At 61.2% G+C, this 26306-nt stretch carries 27 protein-coding genes and 1 pseudogene; 9 read left to right on the forward strand and 19 right to left on the reverse strand.

Annotated elements, in window-relative coordinates:
- Positions 1-174: 174 nt before the first annotated feature.
- From IE079_RS13310 to IE079_RS13365, 12 genes and pseudogenes are all read right to left on the reverse strand, one after another.
- A complete protein-coding gene (locus IE079_RS13310; protein ID WP_189577219.1) occupies positions 175-1767 on the reverse strand; it encodes an MFS transporter in 1593 nt (530 codons plus the stop codon).
- A 257-nt stretch (positions 1768-2024) separates the two neighbouring features.
- Positions 2025-3167, reverse strand: coding sequence for an NnrS family protein (locus IE079_RS13315; protein ID WP_189577222.1), 1143 nt, complete (start codon positions 3165-3167; stop codon positions 2025-2027).
- A gap of 49 nt (positions 3168-3216) precedes the next feature.
- A complete protein-coding gene (gene trhA / locus IE079_RS13320) occupies positions 3217-3882 on the reverse strand; it encodes a PAQR family membrane homeostasis protein TrhA (protein WP_189577224.1) in 666 nt (221 codons plus the stop codon).
- Positions 3883-4160: 278 nt separating this feature from the next.
- The gene (locus tag IE079_RS13325) at positions 4161-4871 is read right to left on the reverse strand and encodes a Crp/Fnr family transcriptional regulator (RefSeq protein ID WP_189577226.1); all 711 of its coding nucleotides are present in this window, start codon (positions 4869-4871) and stop codon (positions 4161-4163) included.
- 132 nt (positions 4872-5003) lie between these two features.
- Entirely contained in the window at positions 5004-6497 is a 1494-nt protein-coding gene (locus IE079_RS13330) for a nitrite reductase (RefSeq protein WP_189577228.1), read from the reverse strand.
- Positions 6494-7330 (reverse strand): annotated as a pseudogene (cobA, locus tag IE079_RS13335) (uroporphyrinogen-III C-methyltransferase); the annotation flags it as partial. The pseudogene cobA and the gene IE079_RS13330, both read right to left, overlap by 4 nt.
- A gap of 38 nt (positions 7331-7368) precedes the next feature.
- Positions 7369-8565 (reverse strand): heme d1 biosynthesis radical SAM protein NirJ, encoded by a 1197-nt coding sequence (gene nirJ / locus IE079_RS13340; RefSeq protein WP_189577232.1) that lies wholly within the window; start codon positions 8563-8565, stop codon positions 7369-7371.
- A 118-nt stretch (positions 8566-8683) separates the two neighbouring features.
- The gene (gene ahbB / locus IE079_RS13345; RefSeq protein ID WP_189577234.1) at positions 8684-9211 is read right to left on the reverse strand and encodes a siroheme decarboxylase subunit beta; all 528 of its coding nucleotides are present in this window, start codon (positions 9209-9211) and stop codon (positions 8684-8686) included.
- Positions 9186-9656 carry an Lrp/AsnC family transcriptional regulator gene (locus IE079_RS13350; RefSeq protein ID WP_189577236.1) on the reverse strand — a complete coding sequence of 157 codons (471 nt, stop codon included), beginning with the start codon at positions 9654-9656 and terminating at the stop codon, positions 9186-9188. Before IE079_RS13350 ends, ahbB (IE079_RS13345) begins: the two co-directional genes overlap by 26 nt.
- The gene (gene ahbB, locus IE079_RS13355; protein ID WP_189577237.1) at positions 9640-10176 is read right to left on the reverse strand and encodes a siroheme decarboxylase subunit beta; all 537 of its coding nucleotides are present in this window, start codon (positions 10174-10176) and stop codon (positions 9640-9642) included. The genes IE079_RS13350 and ahbB (IE079_RS13355) overlap by 17 nt, the downstream gene beginning before the upstream one ends.
- Entirely contained in the window at positions 10173-10637 is a 465-nt protein-coding gene (locus IE079_RS13360) for an AsnC family transcriptional regulator (RefSeq protein WP_189577239.1), read from the reverse strand. Before IE079_RS13360 ends, ahbB (IE079_RS13355) begins: the two co-directional genes overlap by 4 nt.
- 27 nt (positions 10638-10664) lie before the next feature.
- Positions 10665-12323, reverse strand: coding sequence for a cytochrome D1 domain-containing protein (locus IE079_RS13365; RefSeq protein ID WP_373296213.1), 1659 nt, complete (start codon positions 12321-12323; stop codon positions 10665-10667).
- A 282-nt stretch (positions 12324-12605) separates the two neighbouring features.
- On the opposite strand from IE079_RS13365, the gene IE079_RS13370 reads away from it, so the two are divergent.
- The 5 genes from IE079_RS13370 (at position 12606) to IE079_RS13390 (ending at position 16060) form a co-directional block, all read left to right on the forward strand.
- Positions 12606-12962 (forward strand): c-type cytochrome, encoded by a 357-nt coding sequence (locus tag IE079_RS13370; RefSeq protein ID WP_189577243.1) that lies wholly within the window; start codon positions 12606-12608, stop codon positions 12960-12962.
- A 13-nt stretch (positions 12963-12975) separates the two neighbouring features.
- Positions 12976-14175 (forward strand): cytochrome D1 domain-containing protein, encoded by a 1200-nt coding sequence (locus tag IE079_RS13375; RefSeq protein WP_189577245.1) that lies wholly within the window; start codon positions 12976-12978, stop codon positions 14173-14175.
- Positions 14176-14260: 85 nt separating this feature from the next.
- Positions 14261-14935: a PhnD/SsuA/transferrin family substrate-binding protein gene (locus tag IE079_RS13380; protein WP_189577247.1), complete on the forward strand. Its 675-nt coding sequence runs from the start codon at positions 14261-14263 to the stop codon at positions 14933-14935.
- Positions 14932-15711, forward strand: a complete 780-nt coding sequence (locus IE079_RS13385; protein ID WP_189577249.1) for a CbbQ/NirQ/NorQ/GpvN family protein — start codon at positions 14932-14934, stop codon at positions 15709-15711. The genes IE079_RS13380 and IE079_RS13385 overlap by 4 nt, the downstream gene beginning before the upstream one ends.
- Positions 15686-16060, forward strand: coding sequence for a hypothetical protein (locus IE079_RS13390; RefSeq protein ID WP_189577251.1), 375 nt, complete (start codon positions 15686-15688; stop codon positions 16058-16060). The genes IE079_RS13385 and IE079_RS13390 overlap by 26 nt, the downstream gene beginning before the upstream one ends.
- Before the next feature lie 4 nt (positions 16061-16064).
- Here the strand turns inward: IE079_RS13390 and IE079_RS13395 are convergent, their stop codons facing one another.
- The 6 genes from IE079_RS13395 to IE079_RS13420 form a co-directional block, all read right to left on the reverse strand.
- On the reverse strand, positions 16065-16304 hold the full coding sequence (locus tag IE079_RS13395) for a cytochrome C oxidase subunit IV family protein (protein WP_189577253.1): 240 nt from the start codon (positions 16302-16304) through the stop codon (positions 16065-16067).
- Between the two features lie 10 nt (positions 16305-16314).
- On the reverse strand, positions 16315-16887 hold the full coding sequence (locus tag IE079_RS13400; protein ID WP_189577255.1) for a cytochrome c oxidase subunit 3: 573 nt from the start codon (positions 16885-16887) through the stop codon (positions 16315-16317).
- A gap of 5 nt (positions 16888-16892) precedes the next feature.
- On the reverse strand, positions 16893-18716 hold the full coding sequence (locus IE079_RS13405; protein ID WP_189577257.1) for a nitric oxide reductase activation protein NorD: 1824 nt from the start codon (positions 18714-18716) through the stop codon (positions 16893-16895).
- 1 nt (position 18717) lies between these two features.
- The gene (locus IE079_RS13410) at positions 18718-19677 is read right to left on the reverse strand and encodes a 4Fe-4S binding protein (protein WP_189577259.1); all 960 of its coding nucleotides are present in this window, start codon (positions 19675-19677) and stop codon (positions 18718-18720) included.
- 61 nt (positions 19678-19738) lie between these two features.
- Positions 19739-21154 (reverse strand): cbb3-type cytochrome c oxidase subunit I, encoded by a 1416-nt coding sequence (locus IE079_RS13415; protein WP_189577261.1) that lies wholly within the window; start codon positions 21152-21154, stop codon positions 19739-19741.
- A 10-nt stretch (positions 21155-21164) separates the two neighbouring features.
- Positions 21165-21614 carry a c-type cytochrome gene (locus IE079_RS13420; protein WP_189577263.1) on the reverse strand — a complete coding sequence of 150 codons (450 nt, stop codon included), beginning with the start codon at positions 21612-21614 and terminating at the stop codon, positions 21165-21167.
- Between the two features lie 209 nt (positions 21615-21823).
- Between IE079_RS13420 and IE079_RS13425 the strand changes: the two genes are divergently transcribed.
- The 4 genes from IE079_RS13425 to IE079_RS13440 all read left to right on the forward strand — a co-directional run bounded on the left by IE079_RS13425 (position 21824) and on the right by IE079_RS13440 (position 25084).
- A complete protein-coding gene (locus IE079_RS13425) occupies positions 21824-22468 on the forward strand; it encodes a bacteriohemerythrin (RefSeq protein WP_189577265.1) in 645 nt (214 codons plus the stop codon).
- A gap of 33 nt (positions 22469-22501) precedes the next feature.
- Positions 22502-23422, forward strand: a complete 921-nt coding sequence (locus IE079_RS13430) for an AEC family transporter (protein ID WP_189577267.1) — start codon at positions 22502-22504, stop codon at positions 23420-23422.
- Positions 23423-23482: 60 nt separating this feature from the next.
- Positions 23483-24475, forward strand: coding sequence for a Vgb family protein (locus IE079_RS13435; RefSeq protein WP_189577269.1), 993 nt, complete (start codon positions 23483-23485; stop codon positions 24473-24475).
- A gap of 150 nt (positions 24476-24625) precedes the next feature.
- The gene (locus IE079_RS13440) at positions 24626-25084 is read left to right on the forward strand and encodes a DUF2147 domain-containing protein (RefSeq protein ID WP_189577271.1); all 459 of its coding nucleotides are present in this window, start codon (positions 24626-24628) and stop codon (positions 25082-25084) included.
- Between the two features lie 24 nt (positions 25085-25108).
- On the opposite strand, the gene IE079_RS13445 is transcribed toward IE079_RS13440, so the two are convergent.
- The gene (locus IE079_RS13445; RefSeq protein WP_189577273.1) at positions 25109-26140 is read right to left on the reverse strand and encodes a histone deacetylase family protein; all 1032 of its coding nucleotides are present in this window, start codon (positions 26138-26140) and stop codon (positions 25109-25111) included.
- Positions 26141-26306 lie beyond the last annotated feature (166 nt).

The raw sequence follows: 26306 nt of genomic DNA on the forward strand, positions 1-26306 counted from the left end.
GATACCAGCCTCACCAACCATCAGGGTGAATCCGTAAAAGACATGGCGTGGCAGGCAAGCGCCGGGGAGTCGTCGGCAGGGCTCGATGGAATCCGGGAGGTGCTGGGGTGCCAGCCATGAAAAAGCCGGCCCCGAAGGGCCGGCAGACGAGACTGATCGTTGAGGTATCGGGTATCAGGGGTTCTTGATGTAGGCGTTCTTGCGCAGGTAGAACCACCAGTTCACCACCAGGCAGACCGCGTAGAACACCGCGAAGCCGTACATGGCCACCTCGGGTGTGCCGGCCTGGATCTCCTGGCCCATGACACGCGGTGCGATAAAGGCACCGTAGGCGGCAATGGCGGATGTCCAGCCCAGTACCGGGCCTTTCTGCTGCTGGTCAAAGATCACACCGATGCTGCGGAAGGTGGAACCGTTACCGATACCGCTGGCCGCAAACATGATGATGAACAGGATCATGAACACTGCGAAGTAGCTGTTCGGATCAGTGGAGTTGTAGGCCAGCATCATCACATAGCCGGTTGCGACGGACGCCACCACCATGACCACGGAGATGATCTGGGTGACGATGGAGCCGCCCATCTTGTCGGAAATCCAGCCACCGACCGGGCGAATCAGGGCACCCACAAATGGACCAATCCATGCCCAGGTCAGAGCACTGGGGGCGTCCGGGTTGACCACCCGGGTAACGGTTCCGTCCGCAGCCACTTCCATCATATTGCCGAAGATGACGCTGATGGACAGCGGCAGTGCGGCAGAAAATCCGATAAACGAACCGAAAGTGAGGATGTAAAGCACGGTCATTGACCAGGTGTGCTTGTTGCTGAAGATGGCGAACTGGTTTTTGATGTTGGGTTTGATATCTCCCGGGATCAGGCGCAGCAGAACCACCGTCAGAATAATGGTCATGGGCAGGGCGACCCACATGTTGAGTACAGTCAGTGCCCAGACACCAGCAATGGAGGTCAGAAGGCCCACGCCGTAGAGGCCAAGGATCTTGCCGAAGGCAGAGAGCGGATGGCCGGGATTAGGGGTGACCACCTTCAGGTTGTTCATGCCGAACCAGCTGGCAAAAGCCAGCGGAATCAGGAACACCAGCCAGATAAAGGCGGCATTCTGTATCCAGGTCTCGGTCCCGGCATCAATACGACCGATCAGGGTGCCGCTTGCTTTCTGCAACTCCAGGGGATCCCCTGCCAGGGCTCCGAAGAGACCCACCGTCATCACCAGCGGGATTACCACCTGCATGGTGGTCACACCGAAGTTACCCAGACCGGCGTTCATGCCCAGGCCATAGCCCTGCTTGCTCTTCGGGTAGAAGGAACTGATGTTGCTCATGGAGCAGGCAAAGTTACCGCCACCAATACCGGACAGCAGTGCCAGGGCCTGGAACACGAAGAACGGTGTGTCCGGGTTCATCAGGGCGATGCCGGTGCCCAGGGCCGGAATCATCAGCAGGGAGGTGGTCAGGAAGATGGTGTTGCGGCCACCGGCTATCTTGATCATGAACGATGCCGGTATGCGCAAGGTAGCGCCAGCCAGGCCGGCTACCGCTGTCAGCTGAAAAAGCTGTTCAGTGGTAAACGGGAAGCCGAGATTGCTCATCTGGGTTGTGATCATGCCCCACATCAGCCAGATGGCAAAGCCCATCAGCAGGCTGGGGATGGATATCCAGAGATTGCGGGAGGCAACTCGCTTGCCTTCCTGTTCCCAGAATTCTTCGTTTTCGACATCCCAGTGTTCGATGTCTGCGTTGGTTTTGGCCATAAATTCGACTCCCTCGGTTAACGTGCCCGGTAGCGCCTGCCGGCGGTTTTCGGGCTTCTCCCGTGCATTGTGCAAAGACTGGCGGGTATCCATTCTTGATGTTTCTCAAGGAAAAAGACTGCTAACCGGGATCGCGTTTTCCTGGTATCTCGGGGTGGTTTTTTGGGTCGATAAATGGCATTAAAAACAAAAGGTTAAGTCGGTAGTATTACCAACTGGGTAACAAGCTCGCCAGAGAGGGCAATAGAGGTAGCCAATCATTTCCGGCCGCTCATGCCTGGCAGCCGTAGCATGATCAGTTGGCCGGCCACCGTAAGGTAGGCCAGACTCCAGAGCACAGCCGAGGACCAGAGCAGGCCCGGCTCGGAAAAAGGCATTGCACCAGCGAGGTAGCGGCTGATAGCGGCGGCTGAGGTGAGCAGGCCGACCGTCAGTGCCTGCCACGTGGGTGGGAACCGGCGATGGGCGCGCTGCCACGCCAGTCGGAGCATCACGCCGGTAGACAGGGTGCCCAGGGCGCCGACGGCAATCAGATGCAGGGCGGGTGCAGCAGGCCTTCCTGTCAGCAGGTGCCAGGCGGTGACAGCACTACCGACAGCGAGCCAGCTGTAGCCAGCGGCCAGCATAAGCAGGTCGGGGCGTTCCGGGCAATGCCAGAGCTTCCATCGGGCGATGCGCACCAGAATCAGGCTGGCGACCATTAGCAGGACCAGGCCGGTGAACGCGTCCGCAACGACGGCGAGGCTGAGGGTGATCGACAGGGCGAGCAGAATAATCAGGGTGCCTTCTATCCGGGGCTGCACCCGGGCCGTCAGCGGAATTCCCTTCTTCTCCAGGGTGCCTGCAACGGCGGGGGCGATCAGCCGGCCGCCGATAAATGTCATCAGCAGAAGTAGCCCCAGGATAGCGGATTGCATTAACTGATAGGGATCGGGGGCGAACAGCCCGTTCCTGTAGTGCAGAGAGCTGGCCAGCCAGAACGCAGGCGCCAGCAGGCAAATCGTCAGGATCAGCGGGGCAGCGGTTTTGTTGCGCCACTTCTTGGCGGCACTGAAACGGGGTACCACGTAGCGGGCCAGCGCCAGTGCGAAGAGAGGGCTGAGCACCCCGGCGAACCAGCTTTCAGGTGCCAGTAGCCAGCTGAGTCTGGCGGTCAGCCACAGCGCCAACAGGGCCAGCACCCGGAAACGGGGTTGGGGGCCGAGTGTGTAGCCCGCGACCAGGGCCAGGGCAAATCCGAAAATCAGCTCGTGCCCATGCCCTGATCCAAGCAACCCTGGCGGCCACCCGCTGCCTGAAAGCACCGCATGGATAGACAGGGGCACGACGAGCGCCGCATGGAGGGCGGCCGCGGGGAAGAAAAGCCAGAATGCATGAATACTGCTCTTGCCAGAAGTCATTCCGGTTCCGGTGGTGTCCCGCGTGGTTAACGAACGAGCCAAACGGGCTCTAGGTTACGTGTGGCAGCACCCCGAAATATATGGCGCTGAAGTGACAGGCGCTGCCGCCGATCACGAATAGGTGCCAGATGGCGTGCATGTAGGGGATGCGGTCCAGCAGGTAGAACACCACGCCCACGGTATACACCAGTCCGCCGGCGATGGTCAGGTGGAGCGCGGTTGCGCTCAGGCTGTTCATCAGGTCCGCCGAAGCAAACACGATCAGCCAGCCCATGGCCAGGTAGATGCCTACCCGAACCAGCTTGAAACGATGCCTGAAGATAACCTTCAGGACCACGCCGGTTATCGCCAGCGACCAGATGATAGAGAAAAAGGTCCAGCCTACGGTTCCCCGCATATTCACCAGCAGGAAGGGCGTGTAGGTGCCCGCAATCAGCAGGAAGATGGCGCAATGATCCAGGGTCTTGAAGGCTGCCCGGAATTTTGGCGTACGGCTGCCATGGTAGAACGCCGAGGCCAGGTAAAGCAGTATCAGCGTGGTACCAAAAATGCTGAAACTGACGATCTTCCAGACATCACCCAGCTGGCTGGCGGCAATGATCAGAGCGGCGGTGCCGATGACGCTCAGCACCGCACCAAGACCATGGGTGGCGCTGTTGATCCACTCCTCGATCCGGTCGTGAACGGTGGTTGGTCTGGATTCTATAATAGTCATCGAGGCGTCTTTTCATTGAGCTGGTTGAGGCAAAGACTGTTCCTCGTGAGGTTATCACAGTTGGGGCACTGTACAGGTTTCAGGCAAGTGTCTGTTACCCCGTTTCCGGTGACAGATGGCCCTGTTCTCAGGTGCGTGAAAAGGTTTTAACATGCTGATATAGAGAAACTTCTTATTTTCAGTCCGACGCGTTTGCTGAAGGTTTCGGTCTGGTTAAAAAACCGTCAAGGGCCGCAGCGTGATGCGCGTTGCTGTTCACTCCATGGCAGCGGTCTGGTTTACGTCCGGGTGTTCTTCAGCCGGGAAAACGTCGCCGGCACTACCCCCAGCCAGGCGGCCAGCTGGTTGTCCGGCACCCGCCGAACCAGTTCCGGATATTCCTCCAGCAGCAAGTCGTAGCGCTCCTTCGCCGCCATGGTCTGTTTGCGGAATTCCCGCATGCTGGTCAGTTCCGCAAGCTCTTCGGTCAGCGACAGGGCGAAACGGGCCCAATAGCCATCGCCGCGGCTGGTCACCGCTGAACGGAATGCCGGGAAACTGGCCATCCACAGGGTGCAGCCCGTGACAGAGGTCAGGCAGAGAGTGTTTCGTTTGGTGCGGGTGCGGCCGAATACCGGCCACACCAGATCCCCCTCCGAGAAGAAGTGATGTATCGCAGTACGACCAGACGGGGCTTCCCGGTACAGGCGCATGACACCGTACTGAATCAGGTAGACATGACCCCAGGGGCTGTCCTGGACTTCGAGGGTGGTTTCCGGGTCCACTCGACGAAGCTGGAACAGTTGCGCCAGCTCCGACAGGAAACGGTCGTTGGGTGAATCCTCAGAGGAGCCGTCCAGCCGCATACCAAATACCCGGCTGAGGCCATTCAGCAGCGCCAGTGATGGCGTTGGTCGGGGTGTTGGCGCTATGTCCGGCTGGTGGGCATCCAGCAGACAGGGGGAGGAGGCCGGCGAATTGGGTCCGGCACTTCCGGTATGATCGCTCATGTCAGGCACCACTGCGTTGTGAATGCGGCTGGTACGCCGGCCAATCAGCAAGCTGACCTGCCGGACAGTCCGATTCTTTCACTAACCCCGGGGAATGTTAAATGACATAGATCATGTGTGCCCTGTGACTCCTCAGTGACTGGTGCCTTCCTCGTAGTGAATCTTGTTCCAGACGTTGTATTTGCCCGAGGGCTTGTTCATGGGCAGGCGTTTGAGCTCCTCCAGGGTGTCGGCGTCGTAGACGATCACGGCGCCGTCCTCGTCCCATACACTCAGCAGCAGCTTCTCGCCATAGCGGTCAAACTCGACATGGGCAGCGACTTTGCCAGGGGCCGGCTGAAGGGTTTTAACGATCTCCAGGCTCTGTTTGTCGATCACGTGGACCTTGTCCTTGTTGGGGCCGAAGAAGACATCCACCCAGGCATAGCGGGAGTTTTCGTGGCTGCGCATGAAGAACCCGGGGCCCTCGGTTTCCAGGGTCTTGATCACCTCCCAGTTGTCCATGTCGATGATGGACACCGCGCCGGTGCGGAAATGGGGCGTTGCCATCACCCGCCGCCCCTCGTATTCCCAGGTGATACCCGACCCCAGGTGGGGCATGCCTGGCAGCGGCAGTTCCGCCACGGTATTTCCGGTGTCCAGGTTGATCACCAGCCCATGTTCGCCATCGCGGGCGGCGCCGATAACGTGGTCATAGCCGGGGTCAAAGAAGAAGTCGTCGAGCCAGGTGTCGGTCTGCATCCGGCGCACCTCGGCCGCGTCGTTTTCCACGGTGATTTCCCAGGCTTCGGGAATGTCCTTGAGGGCGGCGATAAAGCTGTTGCGGGGTGGGGCGGCATAGACTGCGCTCACGCGGGAAGTCTCCTCGCCGCTCTCTACCGGGATAATCTCCATGAGTTCAAGATTCTCCGCGTCGAACAAAACCAGGGTATGGGGCAGGTAGTTGGCGGCCAGGACGTACTTGCCATCGGCGGACACGGCGATGTTCCGCATGTTGATACCGGCGCGGACCTCGGCGGTGACTTTCAGGTTGTACAGGTCGTACTTGGTGATCCAGCCATCCCGGGACCCGAAGTAGACGAAACGCCCGTCGGGGCTGTACTTGGGGCCACCGTGCAGCGCGTAGCGGCTGGCAAACCGGTGGATGGGTTCCATGGTATCGCCATCCAGCAGGGTGACATGGTGATCGCCCAGCTCCACGACCAGAAACAGGTTCATCATGTCCGCATCATAGGCGGGCTGGCCGGGCAGGGTACCCGCCGGGTGGGGCAGCAGGTGGCTGTCGGTTATGTCGGCCTTTTCCCAGGTGGGGGTGGTAGCCGGAGGCTGATAGATGTACTCCGCCAGAGCGGTAACGGAGGCGTCGTCGAGTACATCATCGAAGGCCGGCATCTGGGTTGCGGGCCGGCCATGGCGGATGGCGTCTTCCGCCTGGGGTTTCTTCAGTCGGGACAGGTTCTCCGGTAACAGGGCCGGGCCCATGCCCCCGAGGCGGTCCGCGCCGTGGCAGCTGGCGCAATGCTGCTGGTACAGGGTTTCGGTTTCGGTCTCGCTGGCCGCCTGCAATGATGCGGGCACTAACAGGCTGGTTGCGATGACCAGCAGGATTTTATTGCCTGGACTCACGCGGGTCTGCCTCCTGCGGAAAGGGCTGAATGTTGGGTGGGTACGCCTGTCCAGCCACTGCGTGCAGGCTGGGCCAGTGATTGCGCCAGTTTCACCACCTCACCAACGATGATCAGGGTAGGCGGCTGGAAGCCTTCGCGGATGATGGTCGCTTCAAGTTCCGACAGGGTGGTAACGGCCATGTGCTGCTGGGGCGTGGTACCACGCTCAACCAGCGCCACCGGGCAGTCACCCGGCAAACCATGGGCGGTAAGCTCCCGCACAATGGTGGGGGCGTTGTGCAGCCCCATATAGAACACCCGGGTCTGGCCTGGTGCTGCCAGTACCTGCCAGTTCAGCTCCAGGGCCTGGTCAGCCTTGCGGTGGCCAGTGACGAAGGTGACGCTCTGGGCATAATCACGGTGGGTCAGGGGGATGCCACAGTAAGACGCACAACCGGCAGCGGAGGTAATGCCCGGAACCACCTGGAAGTCGATGTCATTCTCCACCAGGAATTCTGCTTCCTCGCCGCCCCGGCCGAAAATGTACGGGTCGCCGCCCTTGAGGCGAACCACCCGGTGCTGGCGGACGGCCAGCTGTACCAGTAATTCGTTGGTGTCTTCCTGGGGCACATAATGGCAACCACTGGCCTTGCCAACGTGGATGTGCTCGGCGGCCGGATTGACCAGCTCCATGATCTCGGGGGACACCAAACGATCATAGACGACGGCATCCGCCTGCTGGATCAGCATCAGTGCCCGCAGGGTCAGCAGTCCGGGATCACCGGGGCCGGCGCCGACAATAGCGACTTCTCCGGCCTTCAAGGGCTGTTCAGCCAGTTGGAACTCCACCAGGCATTTCTTGCGTGGGTTTGTGCTCATGGTGTCATTCCTTACAGGTTGTGGACCGGGATCTCGGTGACCGGAGCAGCAACGCGCCGGGGCGCATCCACAACGCCGATCTCCTCGTTGGTGAGGTAACAGCCGGGGTCTTCTTCCCAGAAGTCGCCGGACATGTTGTAGGCGCGCACCCGGGTGTTGCCGTTACAGATGGCCAGGTACTTGCATTCGGCACAGCGGCCCTTTACCGGGCGTGGGCGTTGGCGAAAGCCCTGCATCAGCGGGTCCCTGGTGTCGGCCCAGATTGTCGAGAAAGCTGTCTGCCTCACGTTGCCCAGGTCGTGGTCCCACCAGAAAGTGTCCGGATGGACGACGCCCAGGTTGTCGATGTTGGAGATGTTGACGCCGGAGGCATTGCCCCCCCAGTTGGTGAGTCGCTGGCTCAGTGCATCCACCTGGTCCGGGTAGTGCTCTTTGGCCCACTCGATCAGGAAGGGGCCGTCGGCGTCGTTGTTACCGGTGACGTATTCCCGTTCAATGCCCCGCATGAGTTCGTCATGGCAGTGATTGAACAGCAGGTTCATGGCGTCCCTGGTCATGTCGTACCAGGCGTCCCGCTTGCGGTTGCGCCCGCCCCGGCCGGAATAGTTCAGGTGAGACAGGTAAAACTTGTCGATGTCGTGCTCATCGAGCATCTCCAGCATGGCGGGCAGTTCGGGGTAGTTGTCCTGGGTGAGGGTAAAGCGTAGTCCCACCTTGATGCCGGCCTGTTTGCACAGGGCAACGGCATGCATGGATTCGCGGAAGGCTCCCTGTTTCTGGCGGAAGGTGTCGTGGGTCTCTTCCAGGCCATCGATGCTGATGCCCACGTAGTCGTAGCCGACGGCGGCGATCTTATCGATGTTCTCTTCCGTGATCAGGGTGCCATTGGTGGACAGGCCCACGTAAAAGCCCATTTGCTTGGCCCGGTGGGAGATGTCGAAAATGTCCGGGCGCATCAGGGGTTCGCCCCCGGAGAGAATGAGAACCGGCACGCCGAAGGCTTTCAGATCATCCATGACGGTGTAGACTTCATCGGTGCTCAACTCGCCCTTGAAGTCGATATCCGCCGAGATCGAGTAGCAGTGTTTGCAGGTCAGGTTGCAGCGCCGGATCAGGTTCCAGATCACCACCGGGGCACGGGGCTTGGGAACCGGGCGCACCGGTGTCGGGTCCATCAGGCTCTTGATATAACGGGTCATGCGAAACATAGGTTATCTCTCTCCTCAGGAGTGGCTTTGCGGCCTCTCCGGGCTGGCCTTTACCGGCTCTGTGCCCTGTCACTATCGCGCTGTCGGCGGCGTGACTCCATACCTTCGATGGAGTACTTCAGGAAGCCTTTTTCTGTTCCCTGAAGCGCAATCCGGTTTTCTTGAGGATTGCCGAGCTGTACAGAATGGTGCTGGCGCGAGACGCGTTGCCCAGCAGTGCCTCGATATGCCCGGCCTTCTGCTCGACCTCGTCGCGGCTGGTGCCGTGGACCATGGCGAACAGGTTGTAGCGCCACCAGGGCAGGTGTCGGGGTCGCCGGTAGCAGTGACTGACAAAGGGAAGATTGCCCACCGCCCGGCCCATTTCGGAGACCTGGTCATCGGCCACGTCCCACACGGTCATGCCGTTGAAACGGTAGCCCAGCCGGTAGTGATCCGGCACAGCGGCAACGCGACGGATAATGCCGTGCTCCTGCATGCGTCGGAAGCGGGCCAGCACCTCATCGGCGGACATGCCCAGCTGGCGGGCAAGGTCCTCCCAGGGATCGGGTTCCAGTGGCAGGCCGCCCTGGGTGGCCAGTATCAGGGCGCGGTCCCGCTGACACAGGACATAGGGTTGATCAGACGGGGAAGTGAAGGTTGACATGGAACTCCTCCTCCTTGGGCATGTTGTAGACCGGGTAACCGGTGGCCGCTTCAATATCGGCAATGACCCGGTCAATGTCTTCGCGGGTTTCCGTTGCCAGCACAAACCACATGTTCAGATCGTGCTCCCGGCGGTAGTTGTGGGCCACCTCGTCAAAGTGGTTGACCTGTTCGGTCACCGCTGCGAACGCGTGGTCGGGGATCCGCATGGCAGCCAGGGTCAGGCCGCCGCCCATTTCACCGGCATGGAACATGGGACCGAAGCGGGTCAGGGTGCCGTTGTCGAGCAGGCGGGTGAGGGTATCGAGCAGGGCTTCCTCGCTGATGCCCAGCTCCTCTGCCACGTCGGCGTAAGGCCTGGGTGTGAGCGGCAGGCCAAGCTGTAACCGGTTGATGACGGCCCGCTCTACCCCGGTGAACAACGGCGCTTCAGTCTGAGCCGACATAACAGCCTCCCCGTTGCCGGTAAGCCTTGCTGCTGAACAGCACGGCGTGGGGGCATTGCTGGAGCTGGTGGGTGCGGATCAGCTCTTCGATCTGCCCCTCCACCCGGTCCCGGGAAACACCGTGGATCATGCAGAACAGGTTGTAGGGCCAGTCAGGCAGTCGCCTCGGGCGCTGGTAGCAGAGAGTCACGAAGGGGATGTCGGCAAACTGCCGGCCCAGGCGGCTGACCTGCTCGTCTGGAATATCCCACACCACCATGGCATTGGCCCGGTAGCCCAGGGTGCGGTGTTGTACCACCAGCCCCATGCGCTTGATCAGGCCGTCGTTTTGCCAACAGTCGACGGCGTCCATAACCTGGGCTTCGCTCAGGCCTGCCTGCTCCGCCAGGGTCTGGAACGGTCGGGGCGTGAGGGGCACCCCCTTCTCCAGCAGCTTGCGCAGGCGTAACAGCCCCCACGGGCTGGCCGGTGGCGAATTCCTGAGTACCGAGCAGACATCGGTATGCAGTCTTGGTGTCATGCCAGGGCCTCCCAGTCGATAGCGAAGCCCAGATCGATGTGGTAGCCCTCCACCATGGGGAGTCGCAGTATCGGCAGCCGTAGCTGCTGTTCCAGCTCGTCGAGCCGCTCGTCGAGGGTGTCCTCGTCCGGCGCGGTCATGACGAACCAGAGATTGTAGGGGTGCTCCCGGGCGTAGTTGTGATTCACGCCCGGGGCACGGTTGATGCGGGCAGCCACCAGATCCATCTGTTCCGGTGGCGCCGCCACCGCCGCCAGCAGGCTTGCGCCGGCGCGGTGGTGTTCAAAGACCGGTCCCACCCGGCTGATGACCCGATCGGACTGCAGCCGTCGCAGCCGCTGAATCAACTCGTCTTCGCTGATGCCCAGTTTGCCGGCCATCACTTCGTAGGGGCGCTCGCAGACAGGCAGGCCCCGCTGGTACAGGTTGATCAGTTGCTGGTCGGTGCGGTCCAGTTTCATCGGGTCATCTCCGCCGGTGGTCAGCGATCAGTACACGTCGTGCTGGGTGTTGTAGACGTTGAACTTGCCGGTTGGCGTCACCAGCCGTTCATCGGTGATCACCTTCTTCAGCTCGCGCGTTTTGTCGTCCACGACAACCAGGGCAGATTTCTTGTCCTGGGTGTTCCACACCGAGAACCAGACTTCATCGCCTTCCACGTTGTACTCCGGCTGCACGACCCGTTTCGGACCTTCGCCCAGGTCGGCCCACTCGGCGATCGGCAGTACTTCGTAGCCGGCTTCCAGGTCATTGATGTCGAACACGGCCACGCTCTGGCTGATGGACTCCGCCGGGTTCAGAGCGGTATCCACCCACAGGTTGTCGGACTCCGGATGGGTCTTGATGAACAGCGAGCCGCCGCCCTGACCGTCCAGGGTCCGCACCACCTGCCAGGCATTGTCCGGGTGACCTTCCGGGTCGGTGCCGATCAGCTGGATGGTGGGGTCGCCCAGGTGACTGGTTGCCCACACCGGACCATGTTCCGGGTCGACGAAGTTGGCGCCACGACCCGGGTGGGGAATCTTGCCCACGTCGATCATGGCCTCCAGGTTCCGGTCCCTGGAGTCAACCACGGCGATCTTGTCGGAATTGTTGGCGGCGGTCAGGAAGTAGCGCATGCTGGAATCCCAGCCACCGTCATGCAGGAACCGTGCGGCGTCGATGGTGGTGATGGAGAGGTTTTCCAGATCCTCATAGTTCACCAGCTTGATCTTGCCGGTTTCCTTGATGTTGACGATGAATTCCGGATGTTCGTGGGAGGCCACAATCGCGGCAACCCGTGGCTCCGGGTGGTATTCCTGAGTGTCCACGGTCATGCCCCGGGTGCCGACGATTTTCTTCGGCTCCAGGGTCTGGCCATCCATGATCACGAACTGGGGCGGCCAGTAGGTGCCGGCGATGGCGTACTGATCCTCATAGCCCTCGTACTTGGAGGTTTCCACCGAGCGGGCCTCCATGCCGACCTTGATCTTGGCCACGGTGCCGGGCTCTTCCATCCACAGGTCGATCATGTTGACCAGGGCATCCCGGCCAATCACCATCACATAACGGCCGGAGGCAGACATCCGTGAGATGTGAACGGCGTAGCCGGTATCAATCACCTCGACGATTTCCTTGGTGTCGCCGGAGATGAGTGCAATCTGGCCGGCATCCCGCAGTGTCACGCTGAACAGGTTCTCTAGGTTCAGGTCGTTCATCTGCTCGGTAGGGCGTTCCTCCGGCGGCACGATTACTTCCCAGGTGGCCTTCATGTCTTCAAGGCTGTATTCCGGCGGCTGGGGTGGTTCGTGCATGATGTACTTGGCCATCAGCTCGACTTCGTCTTCGGTGAAGTCCCCGGAGGTCAGCCAGTTCGGCATGCCTGCCGGCGAGCCATAACTGATAAAGGCCTTGAGGTAATCCATGCCCCGTTCCTGGGTGATGTCGGGGGTCAGTGGCTTGCCGGTGGCACCCTTGCGCAGGACACCGTGGCAGCCGGCGCAACGTTCGAAGTAGATCTGCTTGGCTTCCTGGAACTCGGCGTCGGTCAGATCCGGGGCTCCCGGCGTGCGAACCACTTGTGCCGATTCCGGATCAACCGCACTGGAGGTGCCCTCGTAGGCGGTGGAAGAAGGATCGGGGTCCTTGGGGGCCGCCTGGGTGGTCATCACGCCAAAGGACGCGACCGCCACCACAAGGGCCAGAGGTTTGAAAAATGGGTTGGTTAGTCTCATCAGGTTCTCTCCTTGTTGTACAACGTTCCTTTAGGTTTCGCTTCTTTCCGGGCTGGAACATTGACCAATGTCAGATGTGCAAAAATTGTCCGGCTTCCTACCTCGCCATGAGTACACCGAAAGATTCCCGGCCTTCCTCCGCCCGGCTTAACGGATGTCAAGGCCGCCAATCGTCACGGACTTCACGATGACGACCATATGACCCGGGAGTGGCTCATGAGTGCGTTGATATCCCGTCTGAAGGCCTGGCCCCGCCGTTTGCTGGTTTTGGTGCTGCTGATTACCCCCGTGACTGTTGCCAGTGAAGACGGCATTGATGAGGCTGACCTGAGCAATCTGGTACTTCAGGACTGCGGTTCCTGCCACGGTATGACACTCCGGGGTGGCCTGGGCCCGCCACTGCGCCCTGATGATCTGGAGCGGATGTCGGCGGGGGCCGTCGCCGCACTGATCCGGGAGGGGGTGCCGGGCACTGCCATGCCGCCCTGGAAGGCGCTGCTCAGTGAGCCGGAAATTGTCTGGATCAGCGAACGACTCAAGTCTGGTGCCCTGATCAAAGGGCCGCAAGAATGAAGCGGGAGACCTCATGAGACAGAAAGCGATAATGCTGGCCCTCGTTATGGTGATGCTGTTAGGCCTGAGCGCTTGCCAGAGCCCGGCCACGGTGAACGAGTTGCGAGGCACCGGTGACCTGGGGCTGGTGATCGAGCGGGCCTCGGGTTCCGTGCTGGTGGTGGAAACCACAGGCAACAGCGTGCTGGGCCGTGTCGAGGGCCTGGGCGACCTGTCCCACGCTTCTGTGGTGTATTCTCGGGATGGTCGTTATGGCTATGTCTTCGGGCGTGACGGTGGGTTGACGAAGGTGGACCTGCTGACCCGTTCCATCACCGAGCGGGTTATGCAGTCCGGCAACAGCATCGGCGGCGCCATCTCTCAGGACGGCCGTTATGTGGCCGTGTCCAACTATGAGCCCGGCGGCGTGAAAGTGTTCGACAGCGAGACCCTGGCGCTGGTGGCCGATGTCCCCGCCACCTATACCAATGCCGAGGGTGAGACCGCCCAGTCCAAAACCGTCGGGCTGGTGGATGCTCCGGGCAACCAGTTTGTGTTCAGCCTTTTCGACGCTGGTGAGATCTGGACCCTCGATATGGCTGCCGATTCCCACGAGATCACCCGTTACGATGCCGGCGATGCCCCCTATGATGGCCTGATCACGCCGGATGGCCGTTACTATATTGCCGGGTTGTTCGGTGAAGATGGCCTGTCCATGCTGGACCTCTGGGAGCCGCAGGCCGGGGTCACCGACATTCTGCCGGGTTACGGCAAGGGCGAGCAGAAACTGCCGGTCTACAAGATGCCGCACCTGGAGGGCTGGGCGATCGCCGATGGTCGTGCTTTCGTGCCGGCAGTAGGGCACCACCAGGTGCTGGTGGCGGATATGAACGACTGGTCCCTGATGGATCGAATTGACGTGCAGGGCCAGCCGGTGTTTGTCATGGCCAGCCCCGATAACCGGCAGATCTGGGTGAGCTTTGCCCACCCGGACAATGACGTTATCCAGGTGATCGATGCCCGCACCCGGAAGATCATCCATACTCTGGAGCCCGGCAAGGCGGTGTTGCACATGGAGTTCACTCCCAGGGGAGAGAGGGTCTGGGTCTCTGCCCGGGACAGCAACCGGGTAACTGTGTACGACACCCGTACCCTTGACCCGGTGGCCACACTCAGTGCTGAAAATCCCAGTGGCATCTTCTTTACCAGCCGGGCCCACTCACTTGGGCTTTGAGCTTCAGCGTGTCATCGTGGCCGGGTTACTGGCAGGGGCCACGCTCGGCCTCTTCGGGGGAGTGGCATATTCCGGGGAGCGGACTGTGCTGATCGGTATTGAGCCTGACGGTCGCGTGTCGGAGGTGGCACGCCGCCGCCTTGAGGGCTATCTGAATACTCAGGGGTGTACAGCAGACATCCGTTTCAACAGTAATGATCCGGCCCGGGCGCTGGTGTTTCGCGTCGGTATTCCGGGTGCCGGTGAATCGCCGGCACTGGTGGCGGTCAATTCCGCGGGCGATCTCCCGCAGCCTGCCTGGATAACCCGCCGGTCAGCCGGCGTACGGGGGTTGGCGGAACTGGAAGACCGTGACCTGGCGACCGTGGCCGGCCAGGACCCGCTGGGTGCCGAATTGCCCGTGGAAGCCCTTCGAAAAGAGGGCGTTTCACCGGATCCCGGGCAGCTCTATGAGGCAGGTGACTATAGCTCGGCGCTGGGGCTTTTGCTCCATAACAATACCCACGCCGCGGTCTCGGAGCTGGGCTTTGTTGAGCCGTTCCTGGACAAGAACGGGCTGGTCGTGACCTGGTCTGGCCCGCCGCTGATAGCCGCCGCGTGGTATCGCCACGCCGGCTGGCGTGAGGCCGCTGCCAACTGTGAGCAGGCCCTGGTCAGGCGGCAACGTGAGGATGATCGCCAGGCCTTCGCGGCCTTCCCCGAGTGGGTTGCCGGGTTCGCCCGGCATGACAGTCAGCATTCAGAGGATAGTAGCCAATGACGTTTTACCAACCGGTCGGCCACGAGGTTGAGCTGTTCCGCGCTGCAGCCGATAACGGCCTGCCCGTTCTGATCAAGGGCCCCACGGGTTGTGGCAAGACCCGGTTTGTCCGCTATATGGCGGAACAGCTGGATCGGCCGGTCTATACCGTGGCCTGCCATGACGACCTGACCGCTGCGGATCTGGTAGGCCGGCACCTGATCGGTCCGGAAGGCACCTACTGGCAGGATGGCCCGCTGACCCGGGCCGTCCGGGAAGGGGGTATCTGCTACCTTGATGAGGTGGTGGAGGCCCGCAAGGACACCACGGTGGTGCTGCACCCGCTGGCGGACGATCGCCGGGAGCTGCCCATCGAACGCACCGGTGAGGTACTGAACGCAGCGCCGGGGTTCATGCTGGTGGTGTCCTACAATCCCGGTTACCAGAGCCTGCTCAAGGGCATGAAGCCCAGCACCCGGCAGCGCTTCGTGTCGCTGAGTTTCGATTACCCGGCAACGGAACTGGAGCAGACCATCGTGATGGAGGAGTCCGGCTGTGACCGGGACCTGGCAGCGCAGTTGGTGAGCCTGGCCCAGTCAGTGCGTAACCTGAAGGACCATGATCTGGAGGAGGCAGCTTCCACGCGTCTGCTGATTCATACCGCCCATCTGGTAAGGGCGGGCGTGCCGGTAGCCCGGGCCTGCCGGTCCGGGATGATTGAACCCTTGTCTGACGACGAGGCAACCGTGAACGCATTGATGGAGGTGGTGTATGCCGTATTCGGAAGGCCAGACTAAACCTGGTAGCGCCGCCGTGGTGCCGGTGATCTGGTATCTGCTGAACCTGCTGGCGCTGCCGGTCATCGGGTTTGCGGTGCTGCTGTGGCTCTACCTGCGCTCTGCCGACATGCCGGAACTGCGACGGATGCATGCGCGGGCGACGTTTTATATGTCGATCATCGGTGCGGTGCTGATTTTCGGCGGCGTTGGGGCGTTCTGGCTGGCCTTCGGCCATACCGGCAATTTCTGGACCGGGGCCATTGTGTGGGCCATCGTGCTGCATACCAGCTTTGTGCTTTGGGGCATGATTGCCCTGGCCCAGGCTATCGGGGAAAAGCCGCCCTATTTTCCGCGAAAGTGGCTTTGAGCCGTCAGTTAAACAGCTGAATCACGGCCAGTGCCGCAACCACGATGGGGGCCCAGGCCTGGGCTGCGAAGCGCCAGCCCGGCGGGGCCTTGCGCATCTCCATGAAGTGGTCCACCAGTAGCGCAGCCTTGACCACCACCAGCGCAAACACCAGCCATATGAGCAGCGAAGGGTTCGCCCCTGCCTGCATGGCGAGCACCGGCACCATGGTGCAGATCATCAGCGCGATATAGATTGCCAGCATTCCGGCCTCCTCAGGCAAGCACGTACAGCATCGGGAACAGCACCAGCCACACCAGATCCACCATGTGCCAGTAGGACGCGCCCGACTCCATGCCGTTCATGTCGTCACCGTTGTAGTCGCCGTTTTTCACCTTCACCGCCAGTACCACCAGGATGATCTGGCCCAGTACCACGTGCATGAAGTGGAAGAAGGTGAGGAAGAAATAGAACATGAAGAAGGTGTCCGTCCCCAGGTTGTAACCGCCGCTGTACAGCTCCACGTATTCCCAGAGCTTGCCGAAGGTATAGATGGAGGACGCGGCAATGGCCCCCCAAAGCAGCAGGGCGACCCGGGTCTGGCGGTGACGCAGGCGGTGCACGGCCACGGCCACCAGATAGCTGGCGGTAATCAGGCCGATGGTGTTGATCAGCCCGGTCCAGGGATGCAAAGCGGCCCGGCCGGCCGAGAAGGTGTCCGGGTCCAGGCTGCGGGCGATGCCGAAGCCGATGAAGAAGATGCCGAACACCGCCAGTTCCGCAAAGATAAAGAACCAGACGGCCAGGTCGCCGGGCAGGTGACGGTTGTCGGATGAGGCGTTTTCCATGCGGATCAGCGGGTCAGGTTCATGTAGAGCTTGGGCAACTGCAGGGGCAGCTGGACCGGGTCCTTGATGACCACAAAGTTGTTGCTGCCGAACACGTAGGGCAGGTATTCACTGGCGTCGTCATCAATGGTGACGCAGAACGGCGTCAGGCCTGCTCGCTGGGCTTCCTGCACCGCCATGCGGGTGTCTTCCACGCCGTACCGGCCTTCGTACAGGTCCAGGTCATTGGGCTTGCCGTCGGTGAGCAATAGCAGGATCTTCTGGTGCTCGTGTCGCCCCTGCAGCAACCGGGTGGCCTGGCGGATGGCGGCGCCCATGCGGGTGTAATAACCCGGCTCCAGGGCCTGGATGCGGCCCCGGCTGACGTCGTTGTAGGGTTCGTCAAACGCCTTGATGTGGTGGAAGCGTACATGGTCCCGGCGTCGGGATGAGAACGCAAACAGGGCGAATGGATCGCGGCTGGCCTGCAGGGCTTCACTGAGCAATTGCAGCCCGTCCCGGGCGATGTCGATCACCCGCTGGTTGTTGTTGATGAAGGTGTCCGTCGACATGGAGATGTCCGCGAGGATCAGGCAGGCCAGGTCCCGCTGGTTCTTTTTGCAGCGGCGGAACAGCTTCTGGTCTATGGCACCGGTGCCTCGACGGTGCTGAACTTCCCGGTCCATGCAGGCGTCAAGGTCCAGTTCTTCCCCCTCGGTCTGCCGTCGCTCCCACTGGCGCAGCGGTTTCAGGGCGCTGAACTGGCGGCGCAGTGTCATGGCAGAGCGGGACAGATGGTCCGGAAGCCTCGACGGCACCGACTCCTTGCTGAGCATGGGGTGCAGACAGCAGTAATTGTCCCGGTAGCTCTGGCTGCGCCAGTCCCATTCCGGCAGGTGAATGCCCGGGCCCAGGTGCAGGTCGTCGTTCTCTTCCGAGGGCAGGTCCAGGTCGAACTTGATGGCGGAAGAGGACTCGCGGCGGTCGCTGGACACCGAGATCATGTCCATGTCATCCGCCACCGCGTCGGCGTCTTCTTCCTCAGTGTCGTCTCCGGCCCGGTCCACGGGAATGAACTCGCTCCAGGAGAACAGGCTTTCCAGGCGGAACAGCATCAGCCCCTGGTCCTTGTCGAAGGAATCCACCCGTTCGGCCCGGCGGCGTTTGCGCTTTTTCTCCAGACCACCGGGTTTCGAGGTGGTGTTGTCGTCGCCGATAATCTGACCGGAGATCTTGCCAGGCGAGAGGGTGGGATAAAGCCAGATGATCACCGGCCAGGGGTCGGAATCCGCTGCCGGCAGTGATTCCACGCTGCCCGGATGGATCAGGGCCTGGCGGATGGCTTTTTCCCGGTGACTTTCCGCCTCGGGCAGGGTGCCCGGGTCCGGGCGCCACTGCAGGGTGTGGCGGACCAGGCGCTGGTAAACAGGCTCCAGGCCGGGCCATCGGGAGAGCAGGGTCTGCACCATGGCCTGGTTGCTGGTCAGCCAGCCATCGTCGGTACATTCGCCCTGGGAGGCGAGGGCGGCAAGCCACAGGTACAGGTCGCGGTTGAGTTGTAGCGAGGGAAACAACGCCAGTCGGTCCGGCAGGCGCAGGCTCTGTTCGTCCCGCCAGGCCAGCTCGAACTTCTTGTGGGTGCCCGCCAGTTTCTGCAGGAAACGGCGGCGGGTGCGGAAGTGGCGGGGTTCGGCCACCACCAGGCTCAGGGCCGGGTCGCCTCCCAGGGCCCGGAACAGTACGCCCAGGGTGCGGGCTTCATCTTTGAGATGCACCGCATGTTCCGGGAACTCGCCCATGGCATGGCGGGTAATGTATTCATGCCATTTGAAGCCTACCCACTCTTCCATATCAACCCCCCGTGTTCAGGCGTGTGGGTGGTGTGGTGTCGATCTGACGCATTGGTATCAACACGGTCTGCCTGCCCGGTGTGCCGGGCTCCCAGTGCAGCAGGGAGCCGTCCGGGTTGTCCTTCTGGACCTCGCGGCAGGCACTGACACATTGCAGGCACTGGGTGCAGGAGAACTTGGCCCGCTTGTGGCTGCGGGTGGGCAGGCGCATGGGGCAGGCCTCGTCGCAGGCTTTGGTGCAGTCGCGGCAGGCGGCGGCCCGTGTGGTGTCGAAGGTGACCACCGGGCCGCGGCCATTGGTCATCCAGGCGATGCTCTGCACCAGCCCGACGGCACAACCGAATTTGCAGAACAGGTGCCGGGCAAACAGAAAGTCAAAGGTGAACACAGCGGTGGCGACCGCCAGGAAAATGGCTGGATAGCGGCCCAGCTGGCCGGTTACCAGATCGGTATAAAGGGGGAGGGGCGGCAACAGGTAAGAAAGCAGTGCCAGCGCCCAGGAAAAACCGATCAGTGCGCAGACCAGGGTCAGGCCGGCCCAGTGAAGGCCCTTGCCGGTGTTGCCTTTTCTGAGGGCCTCCCAGAGCGTGGGTCGGCCGGTGATCCGGGTCATCAGGTTATTGATGGTCTCGACCACGGAGAAGTGCGGGCACAACCAGCCACAGTACAGGCGCCCCCACTTGAAGAAAATCCACAGTGCCAGCGGCACCAGAACGAGAATCGGCAGTACGAACCAGAACAGGATCTGCCCGGCCACTTCCGCCGGTGAACTCTGAATGACCCAGGCCGGGTCCAGGTTGAATGACAGGGGAAAGCCGAACAGCACGAAACGGGTTTCGGTCAGGTCGTAGCGAAAAATATTGAGCACAGGCGCGAGCAGGAACAGCAGGAAGAACGCGCTGCGTGTGATCAGCCGCTTCTGCTGGAGGGTGTCCTTGCTGTTGACGGTTTGCGCATGCACAGCGTTGGTCCGGAGGTTGAGGGAATGACCGGGGCCCGCAGGCCCCGGCGGATAGTGCGGATCAGGCGTCGGCGGTTGCCGGGCCACGGACTTCTTCGGCGGGGCTTGCCTGCCCCTTGATAAAGAAGCTGCCCAGGTACACCACCAGGCCGGCCATGAAGAAGGCGCCAGCTACGAATCGCATCCAGTAGAAGATGGTGAGCTGATCCTGGCCTGCCATGAAGGACATGGCCTCACCGCTCTCCGGAATACGTTGCAGCCACACCTGCAGCACACCGGCGGCGGTGAGGAACAGGGTGATGAACACCATGGAGATGGTCATCAGCCAGAAGCCCCACATTTCCACGACCTGCGCCGTGTTGCTGTTGCCGTAGGGGCGGCCACGCATGATCGGCACCGCGTAGGAAATGATGGTCAGTACGATCATCACATAGGCACCATAGAACGCCATGTGGCCGTGGGCTGCCGTGATCTGGCTACCATGGGTGAACCAGTTCACCGGTGCCAGGGTGTGCAGGAAGCCCCACACGCCGGCACCCAGGAAGGCCATCACGGTGGTGCCCATGGCCCACAGCAGGGCCGCCTTGTTGGGATGGTTACGGCGGCGCCGGTTGATCATGGTGAAGGCGAAGACCACCATCATAAAGAACGGCAGCGGTTCCAGCGCCGAGAACACGGAGCCCAGCCACAGCCAGTACTCGGGCGGCCCGATCCAGAAGAAGTGGTGCCCGGTACCGATGATGCCGGTAATCAGCGCCATGGCAACGATCACGTACAGCCACTTCTCGATGACCTCCCGGTCGACACCGGTGAGCTTGATCAGCACGTAGGCCAGGATGGCGCCCATGATCAGCTCCCACACGCCTTCAACCCACAGGTGGATGACAAACCACCAGAAGTACTTGTCGGTGGCCAGGTTACCCGGATTGTAGAAGGCAAACAGCCACAGTACCGCCAGCCCGATCAGGCCGGTGACCAGCACGATATTCACCACCGTCTTGCGCCCCCTCAGGGCCGTCATCATGACGTTGTAGAGGAAGCCGCCGACCACCACGAGTATGCCGAACTTGGTGATGGTGGGTTGTTCAAGGAATTCCCGCCCCATGGTGGGGAAGTATTCGTTGAAGGTCAGTTCCGCCAGGCGGGCGTAGTCCACGAACAGGTAGCCGAGGATAGTCAGGGTGCCGGCAGCGGCGAACACCCAGAACAGAATCCAGGCAAGCAGCGGGCTGTGCAGCTCGGTCTGGGATTCTTCCGGCACCATGTAGTAGGTCGCCCCCATGAAGCCGAATAGCAGCCAGACAATCAGCAGGTTGGTATGAACCATCCGCGCGACGTTGAAGGGAATCTCCGGGAACAGGAAATCACCCACAACGTATTGAAGCCCCAGTACCAGGCCAAACACGATCTGGCCGGCAAACAGGATCAGGGCGAAGATAAAGTAGGGCATTGCCACTTTTTGCGATTCGTATTTCATATCGGTGCCCTCAGCCTTCGATGTTGGGTGGCCAGTCGTTGTCGTCAATCTTGGAGGTCCACTCCAGGAACGCCGCGAGATCGTCGATCTCGTCGTCGGTCAGATTGAAATTCGGCATCTGCCGGCGCCCGGGAACGTTGGTTGGCATGGCGTTCATCCAGGCATTCAGGTAGGACCTGAAGACCTCGCTGTTGCCACCGCCCCGGCGGTCAAACACGTTGCCCAGTTCCGGTGCGAAATAGGCCCCTTCGCCCATGATGGAATGACAACCCACGCAGTTGTTCTCTTCCCACAGGTGTTTGCCGCGAACCACCTGATCGGTCAGCTGGTCGCGGTTGTCCCGTTCGGGCATTGCCCGAAGCTGAGTGTCAAAAGTCAACGCCAGGAACAAGAGGACGAAGAAGGCACTTCCCCCCAGATAGATGTTCCTGGCCATGCCTTTGGTAAAGCGCTCGGCCATTGGTCTGCTCTCCGTTTTCGTTATAAAACCCGACTGCAGCGCTAGGGTATAAAGTGGGAAGTGCAAAAGGTTTGATGATTGTCAAAGGCGGGCGGCCATTTACCAAATATCCTGTAGATTACCTCCTGAGGGGTACGACCGGTGTGGTGATGCTGATGTACTCGGGCGGCACCGGGTACCTAAATGCTCCAATGAAGGATGGTGACCCTATGTCTCAACGGTCTGCCCCCTCGCCTGACTTCCAGCTATTCCCCTGGACCAGCCAGTTCGAAACCGGAATTGATCAGATTGACGAGCAGCACCAGAAGCTGGTGGAGATCGTCAATCGTCTCGCCTGGCACCTGTCCGCCGAACAGGACGAGCTGCGCGCTGGCGACGTGGTGGACGAACTGCTGGACTATGCCGGGTACCACTTCAGCTGCGAGGAGGCCATCTGGCAGCAGTATTTCAGCGGCAGCAGCCTGGAAGCCAACCACCACAAGGCCCATGAATACTTCTTTGAGCAGATCCGGTATTACGAGGGTCGGCGTCAGCAGGGTGAGGAGAGTACCCTGGCCGACATGTTCGACTTCCTGACGCGGTGGCTGGCCTTTCATATTCTCGAGTCGGACCGGCGCATGGCCCTGATGACATTCTCCATCCGCGCCGGGTATTCCATCGAAGAGGCGGCGGACGAAGCCGACCGGACGCTGAGCGGCACCACATCAGTGATGGTCAAGGCCATTCTGGAAATGTACGGCAAGCTCTCCGGCAGCACCGTCCAGCTGATGAAGGAGCGGGCTGCCCGTCGGGCGGCGGAAGAAGAGCTGGAAAAACTCAGGGCGGAAAGGGGCCGCGACGGGCCCGATAACTGAGGCTACAATGGCGGTCCCTCATCAGGAGATGTCATGACCGCTGCACTCGCCCTGCTGTTCAAGCTGCTGCCGCTGTATATCACCGTCGCCCTGGGGTGGATTGCCGGTCGCTATCTGCAGGCCAGCGGCCGCCATATTGCCGGCATCATGCTGTACATCGTCACCCCGTCGGTAGTGTTTTCCGGGGTGATGGCGGCGCCACTGTCGCCGGAAGTCATTCTGCTGCCGTTTCTGGTATTTGCCCTGTGCTCACTGATTGGCCTGGCCCACCTGTGGCTGGCCCGGCGGATGCTGCACGACGGCAGTGCCAGTATCATTCCCTTGTCTGTAGGTACCGGCAATACCGGTTACTTCGGCATACCGGTGGCGTTGCTGCTGTTCGGCGAGCAGGGTCTGGCGCTTTATATTGTCTGCATGCTGGGCACCACCCTGTTCGAGAACTCCGTGGGTTTTTACCTGGCGGCCCGGGGGCGATATGGCATCCGCGATGCACTGCTGAGGGTGGCCCGGCTGCCCTCGGTGTATGCCTTCGGGCTGGCGGTGGTGCTGAACCTGTCGGGGGTGGGTATCCACGAGGTGCTGACGCCGCTGTTCGATAACCTGCGCGGCGCCTACAGCATCCTCGGCATGATGATTATCGGCATGGGTATCCTCAGCTTTCGCGGGCTGGCGGGGAACCTGCGATTCACCGGGCTGGCGTTCTTCGGCAAGTTCGTGATCTGGCCGCTGGTGGCGGTGGCGCTCTGGTGGCTGGATGCGGCGGTGCTGGGCATTTATGACAGCGCGGTCCACCAGGCCATCTTTCTGATTTCCATTACCCCCATCGCCGCCAATACCGTGGTCATTGCCACTCTGCTGGATACGGCGCCACGTCAGGCGGCCGGTACCGCGCTGCTCAGTACGCTGTTTGCACTGGCTTTCATCCCCTTCATGGTGGCCATGGTGCTGTCCTGAGATCACGCAGTCGTACTATAGTGAGACCGAATTGAGGAACCCTGTTCAAGGAGCGCTGCCATGAAGTCTTTCTCCCCGATCCTGGCCGGTCTGGTGCTGGCCCTGGCATTGCCAGTGGCACAGGCTGAGGCACCGGCAACACCCGACCTGAAGGAGTGGGACATCCCCTGGGACAACACCCGCCCCCGGGACCCGTGGGTAGGCCCGCAGGACAACACGGTCTGGTTTGTGGGCCAGGCCGGTGACTACGTGGCCACCCTCAACCCGGAAACCGGCAGCCTGAAACGCTACCGCCTGGACCCGGGCACTGGCCCCCATAACGTGATTGCCGATGAGCGCGGCGCCTTTTACGCCGGCAACCAGGCCGAGCACATTGGTCTGATCGACCCGGATAGCGGCGAGATCCGTAAGTTCAGACTGGAAGGTGATGGCCCGAAGGACGTCCACACCATGGCCTTCGATGCCAATGGCGACATTTTTTTCACCGAGCAGGGTGGCAACCGCATTGGCTGGCTGGATGTGGATGAGTACGACTTCCGGATGTTTGACGTCGAAACCGAGTGGGCCCGGCCCTACGGGATCGTGGTCAGTCAGGACAACCGGCCCTGGGTGGCCCTGTTTGGCACCAACAAGCTTGCAACCGTTGATGCCAAAGGGACGTCGCACGAAGTGACACTGCCCCGTGAAGGGGCCCGGCCAAGGCGTCTGGATATGACCGACGACGGCATGGTGTGGTACGTGGACTATGCCGAGGGCTTCCTGGGGCGGTTGAATACTGATAGCGGGCAGATACAGGAATGGCCCGTTCCCGGTGGCCCGGATGCCCGCCCCTATGCCATGGCTCTGGACGACCAGAACCGGTCCTGGTTTGTGGAAACCGGCCATAGCCCCAATCGTCTGATCGGGTTTGACCCGAAAACGGAGAGCTTCTCCGAACCCGCCACCATCCCGAGCGGTGGTGGCACCGTGCGCCATATGGTGTTTGATCCCGAGGCGCGGGCGCTGTGGTTCGGCACGGACACCAATACCGTCGTCCGGGCGACGCTTCGGTAAGCATTCCTGTACGGGGCAGGTCATGAGCCTGCCCCGGTTTCCGGTCCGGATTCCGAGAAACAGGCTCTGGTATTCCGCCACACGGATCGATATTCTTGCAGTACGCCCGCGATTAACATCGGGTATAACAAAAACAATGAGATCCAGACTATGAAAACCAGACTGAACCTGCTGACCGCGCTGGCGGTTGTCCTGTCCTTCCTTTCTGTTCGCGAAGCCTACGCGGATCCTCGTGGCTTGTGGAATACCGAAGACGACAGCGCCCAGGTGCAGCTTGAATCCTGCGGTAATGCTTTGTGCGGCCGGATCGTCTGGCTGGAGGAGCCGCTAGATGATAACGGCGGCCCCAAGACTGACACCGAGAATCCGGAACCTGAACTCCGTGACCGCCCCATTGAAGGTCTGAAGATTGTGTGGGGCCTGCAGGACAGTGGCAACGGCGAAACCTGGGAAGATGGCAAGGTCTACGACCCGCAAAGTGGCAAGACCTATAACGCCAAGGTCAGCCTGGAAGACCAGGAGACCCTGGAGTTGCGGGGCTATGTGGGGGTGCCGCTGTTCGGGCGTACATCAACCTGGACACGGGCTGAAAATCCTCGTGGCGAATAAGTTTGCTGCAGGGGAGCACGCCCCTCAGAGGGTGAGGTCAAAGCCCTTCAGAACATTGGCGACATTGACCCCGATCGCGTCCACATCATAACCTCCTTCCATGGTGAACAGGGTCGGCAACCCCAGCCGGCCCAGGCGCTCTCCCATTGCCAGATAGTTCTCTGATTTCAACCTGAAGAACGAGATCGGGTCACCTTCGAAGGTATCCACGCCAAGGGGCACCACCAGTGCATCCGGCCTGAAATCAGCGACGCGCTCGCAGGCGGTTTCCAGACCCTGTTGCCATTCGCTGAACGGTGTACCGGGCGGGTAGACAATATTCAGGTTGTAGCCTGCGCCATCACCCTCGCCAATCTCGTCCTCGAAGCCGAGGAAGTGGGGGAAGACCAGATCCGGGTCGCCGTGGATGCTGATGGTCAGTACATCATTGCGGTGGTAGAAAATGCTCTGGGTGCCGTTGCCGTGGTGAAAGTCCACATCCAGGATGGCCACCCGTTTCGCGCCCTGGTCCAGGAAGGCCTGGGCCGCAATGGCGGCGTTATTGAAGAAGCAGTAGCCACCGAACAAGTCCGCCGCGGCGTGATGGCCGGGCGGGCGGCACAGGGCAAAGGCGGCGCGCTCGCCCCCGGCCACCAGTTCCTGGGCAGTGAGCGCCACGTCCACCGAGGCCCGGGCCGCTTCCCAGGTGCCTTCCGTAATGGACGTGTCGGCTCCCAGGGCGTAGTACCCCAGCCGCCCGTCGATATCCTTCGGCGCCCGCTGGCGCATGCCTCTTGCGGGCCAGAACTGTGGGATGGCTTCGCCCGGTTTGCCGGCGGCTGCCCATTCTTCCCAGCAGTGTTCCAGGAAGCTGACGTACTCCAGGGTATGCACCCGCAGAATGGGGGCCAGATCGAAGTTAACCGGCGCCACGATCTCACCCAGTGCCTGATCGCGAACACGCTGCAGGATGGTTTCGGCCCGTGACGGACGCTCGTGGGGGGCGATCAGCACCCCACCATCCAGTTCGGAGGTGGCGGTGCGGCGGTGATGCAGCGGCGAGTAGACGGTTTTCATGGGCGTATCTTCCGGCATCTTTGTGGTCAGAATATTACTGTTTCACAGCCGTGCGGGGATCTCAATCAGCATGGTTTTTTAGGACAACCGCTCGATTTTTTCCTGCCGCCTGCTATCCTGTTTTCCATCCCCAAACGTCAACAAGACCCGGAAACCGGGCGGAACC

This window comes from Marinobacter zhanjiangensis (genome assembly GCF_014651935.1).
Lineage (GTDB): Bacteria > Pseudomonadota > Gammaproteobacteria > Pseudomonadales > Oleiphilaceae > Marinobacter > Marinobacter zhanjiangensis.